At 28.9% G+C, this 3,332-nt stretch carries 6 protein-coding genes; all 6 read left to right on the top strand.

What is annotated here, in order from left to right; translation table 11 throughout:
- Window positions 1-854 (top strand): hypothetical protein (locus H7U04_RS11215; protein WP_110981546.1); only part of this gene is annotated, 854 nt, incomplete at its 5' end.
- 1 nt (window position 855) lies between these two features.
- The gene (locus tag H7U04_RS11210) at window positions 856-1,125 is read left to right on the top strand and encodes a hypothetical protein (protein WP_110981547.1); all 270 of its coding nucleotides are present in this window, start codon (window positions 856-858) and stop codon (window positions 1,123-1,125) included.
- A gap of 164 nt (window positions 1,126-1,289) precedes the next feature.
- Entirely contained in the window at window positions 1,290-1,574 is a 285-nt protein-coding gene (locus H7U04_RS11205; RefSeq protein WP_201059839.1) for a Gfo/Idh/MocA family oxidoreductase, read from the top strand.
- The gene (locus H7U04_RS11200; protein WP_201059836.1) at window positions 1,540-2,304 is read left to right on the top strand and encodes a Gfo/Idh/MocA family oxidoreductase; all 765 of its coding nucleotides are present in this window, start codon (window positions 1,540-1,542) and stop codon (window positions 2,302-2,304) included. Before H7U04_RS11205 ends, H7U04_RS11200 begins: the two co-directional genes overlap by 35 nt.
- Before the next feature lie 28 nt (window positions 2,305-2,332).
- Complete coding sequence (locus H7U04_RS11195) at window positions 2,333-3,064, top strand: SDR family oxidoreductase (RefSeq protein ID WP_110981549.1); 732 nt, start codon at window positions 2,333-2,335, stop codon at window positions 3,062-3,064.
- Window positions 3,055-3,332, top strand: a 278-nt coding sequence (locus tag H7U04_RS11190) for a hypothetical protein (RefSeq protein WP_201059834.1), incomplete at its 3' end; no start/stop codon positions are given. The genes H7U04_RS11195 and H7U04_RS11190, both read left to right, overlap by 10 nt.

Raw genomic sequence — 3,332 nt, 5'->3', positions numbered from 1 at the left:
GTATGAATTTAAAAAATAATATTAGTGTAGAACAAGATGAATTATTGACATCATTAGAGAATGAGTTGATAATTTCTGAAGATGATCTGGTATTTTTAGCTGGTTCGTTAATAGAATCAGCTATAAATCCAGAATTTAAAGATATGGGGAATAAAGAATCTGATATAGATGTCTTTATTATAAAAAGAGATTTTAGCAATTTAATTGTCGATGAGAAGAAATCGTATTTTAAAAATGGTAAGATAACTATTTTTAGAAGATATGCTGGAATGGATTTTGATATCGAAATTTACTCTCAAGAAGCTATAGACAATCTAATTAAAAGCATCGAAAACATTTCAATTGACGAGTCCCAAAGAATTAGAAATTCATTTAAGTTACCAAATTCTTGGAGTATTAGGGATGTTAAGTCCATTGTTAATAGGATGAAAAACAGTATTGCAATACAAAACGTAGATTCATTCATCCATATATGTAATCAAATTGATATTGAAAAGTTCCTTAGCTATCAAAGAGTACTTTTAGTTAATGAAATTGATAATATACTTCCTGATATTTGGGGAAATTTAACTGAAACGATTTTTGAAGTATCTCTTTTTGTAACACGAAATATGTTCATTAAATTTATGGAACTATTTTTAGTAAACGAAGGAGAAACAGTAGATCGTGAGAAATGGGTTGTTTACAAGGCACTTGTGCTATCAAAAAAAAGTGAGAATTATGTCGAACTAAGCAGATGTTTTGAAAAATTGTTTTTAAGTGATGTAACTAAATTTTCGGTAGCAAAAGAAACTATTATTGAGTCGGTTAACTATGTAAATGATAAGATTATTGAAATGGAGATAGGAGAATAGAATGGCTGAAACAAATTTAAAAGAATACCAAAAAAATCCGAAATTCAGAATTAGAAAATTTAATGGGAGGATTTATATTTTTAATCGAGATAGAGCATTTGAAATTAACACAATGAGTTTAGAGATTTGGAAGAATATCGGCAAAGATATTACTTTAAGTAATCTTGTTGAAAAAATGTATGGAGAGAGTAATACGAATATTGAGAATAAGATAATGGAGTTTGTGGATTTTCTATGTATAAATGAATTAATTATTAGAGTAGATAGCTAACTTGTACTGGAAGTATAACAGAAAAAAGTAAGAATTTGGATACTCTTTACCATTGTTAACTTATATTGAAGTAAATTAAAGACTTACATATATAATAAGTTACTATAAATTTTATAGTGCTTAGTTATACATAAATTTATATAGATAAAGGATTGATTGTAAATATGAATAATAAAACTTTAAAAATTGGATTAATTGGTTTTGGTCGTCATACTGAGCGTAGTATGTTTCCAAATATTATTGCGAATAATAACACTCAAATAGTTGCAATTGCTGATATAAATCCAGAACGTATAGAACTAGCTAAAAGTAAACTAAGTAATATTGCATATTTTGATGATGGCGAATCTTTATTAAATAGTAGTAAAGACTTGGGTCTTGATGCTGTATATATATCCATGACTCCAGAGTTACATGTTACATTCATGGAAACAAGCTTTGGAGAATAATTTACATGTTCTTGTTGAAAAACCAGTAGCAGTTTATCCACAAGAACTAGATAAATCAATTTCACTATCGAAAGAAAAGGATTTGATTGTTGCGGTAGATACGAAATGGAGGTATACGAAGGCAAGTCGATTAGCTAAAGATCATCTTTTTAAGACACTTTCTTTAAAACCAGTAGTATTTAATTTGAACGTTACTTTTCCAACACTTCTCGATTCGAACCTTTGGGGGTTAAATGACTCATTAGAAATAACACTTTATGATATGTTCATACATGCATTTGATTATATGGAATTTTGGTTAGGAGATTATGAAGTAGTCAGTTCGTATCTCAAAAAACAACAAGATGGTAAAATATTTGTAACTTGTATATTAAAAAATAAATCTTCTTATGCAGTACTAAACTTAATTCAAGGTTCAGAGGAATATGTGACAAATTTTGATTGTACTTTAGAAGATGGATCAAAATTAACAATAAAAAATCTTACTGATATTAGTTATCTTCCTTCGACATCTTGGTTAGGTACTGAGGGAAGTTTACGTGATGAGTCTAAACTTGTTTGGAACCAAGGACGACTATACAGAGGATATGCTAGAGCAGGATACTCAGAGATTTGGAATGAATTTATAAATTGTATTATTGAAAATAAAAAAATGGAAACAAATTTAACAATCGCAAGAAAAGAGACTGAAGTAATTCGAAAAGTATTAAACGAAATTGTCGAATTATAGTACTTTACACAAATGGAGTATTTTTTGTATGAAAACAGTTTTAATAACGGGTGTTAATAAGGGATTTGGTCTTGCATTAACAAAAAAATTTCTTTATGAGGGGTGGAGAGTAATAGGCACAACTAGAAATCAAAATGAAGACCTAATGGAATTGAAGGACTATTATAAGGAAAAATTTGAAATTAGTTTTATGGATTTAGAGCGTGAAGAGTCCATAAGAACATTTATTGATAGTATTAAAGTTGATAAAATTGATGCTTTAATAAATAACGCTGCCACTTCAATGGGAGTTGGTCCAATTTATGATTTTAGTAGTGATACTAGTAGAATTTTTCAAATAAATGTTATTTCGTATATGCTTTTGGTATCTTTATTATTTAGAAAGCGGTTTTTGCAAAAAGAAGCTTCTATAGTGAATGTTACTTCAAATGCTGCTTTTAAACCATTGAACTATTTGGGGCTGTATTGCATTTCTAAATCAGCTTTTGAGTCATATACAAGGTCGTTAGCATTGGAGTTAAAAGAATATGGTATCAGAGTTAATAGTGTGGGAATTTCTGCGCAAACGGATTTATATTTAGAGCATGCAACTCAAAAAGCAGAACTTGGATATACAAAAACCATTGACAGAATAAAAAAGGGAGAACAACTTCCTGACCCCAAACTCTGTGTTGATGCTACTTACTTTCTGGCTTCGAATTCCAGTTTACATATTACAGGACAACACATAGAAAGTAATTCAATGGATATATGGCTATGAGAAGAAAAATTTTAACATATTCCAATAAAGTAGTGATAAAAGAAAAATCAATTTCAAAATATTTCAGTAAATCAGAAAGTTTTCAAAATGAATATTTGGCTAATCAGTATGTAGCACCCCTTGGTATATCACCAAGAATGATTGGATTTGACGATGTTAGTCTTAAAGTGGAATACGAGAAAATAAATGGCATTGAATTATCTAAAATGAAATCATTTATTTCAGAAAAAAAATTAATAACAGTCTATTATACACATCTGACGCTGCC

It is taken from the genome of Streptococcus sp. 22.1 (assembly GCF_016648645.1).
In the GTDB taxonomy this organism is placed as follows: domain Bacteria; phylum Bacillota; class Bacilli; order Lactobacillales; family Streptococcaceae; genus Streptococcus.
This window is presented reverse-complemented; position numbering and strand designations above follow the sequence as displayed.

Bases quoted from the DNA above. Each gene is read 5' to 3' on its own strand.
- H7U04_RS11200 (WP_201059836.1), top strand. From the start codon at position 1,540: ATGTTACATTCATGGAAACAAGCTTTGGAGAATAATTTACATGTTCTT.
- H7U04_RS11210 (WP_110981547.1), top strand. From the start codon at position 856: ATGGCTGAAACAAATTTAAAAGAATACCAAAAAAATCCGAAATTCAGA.
- H7U04_RS11205 (WP_201059839.1), top strand. From the start codon at position 1,290: ATGAATAATAAAACTTTAAAAATTGGATTAATTGGTTTTGGTCGTCAT.
- H7U04_RS11195 (WP_110981549.1), top strand. From the start codon at position 2,333: ATGAAAACAGTTTTAATAACGGGTGTTAATAAGGGATTTGGTCTTGCA.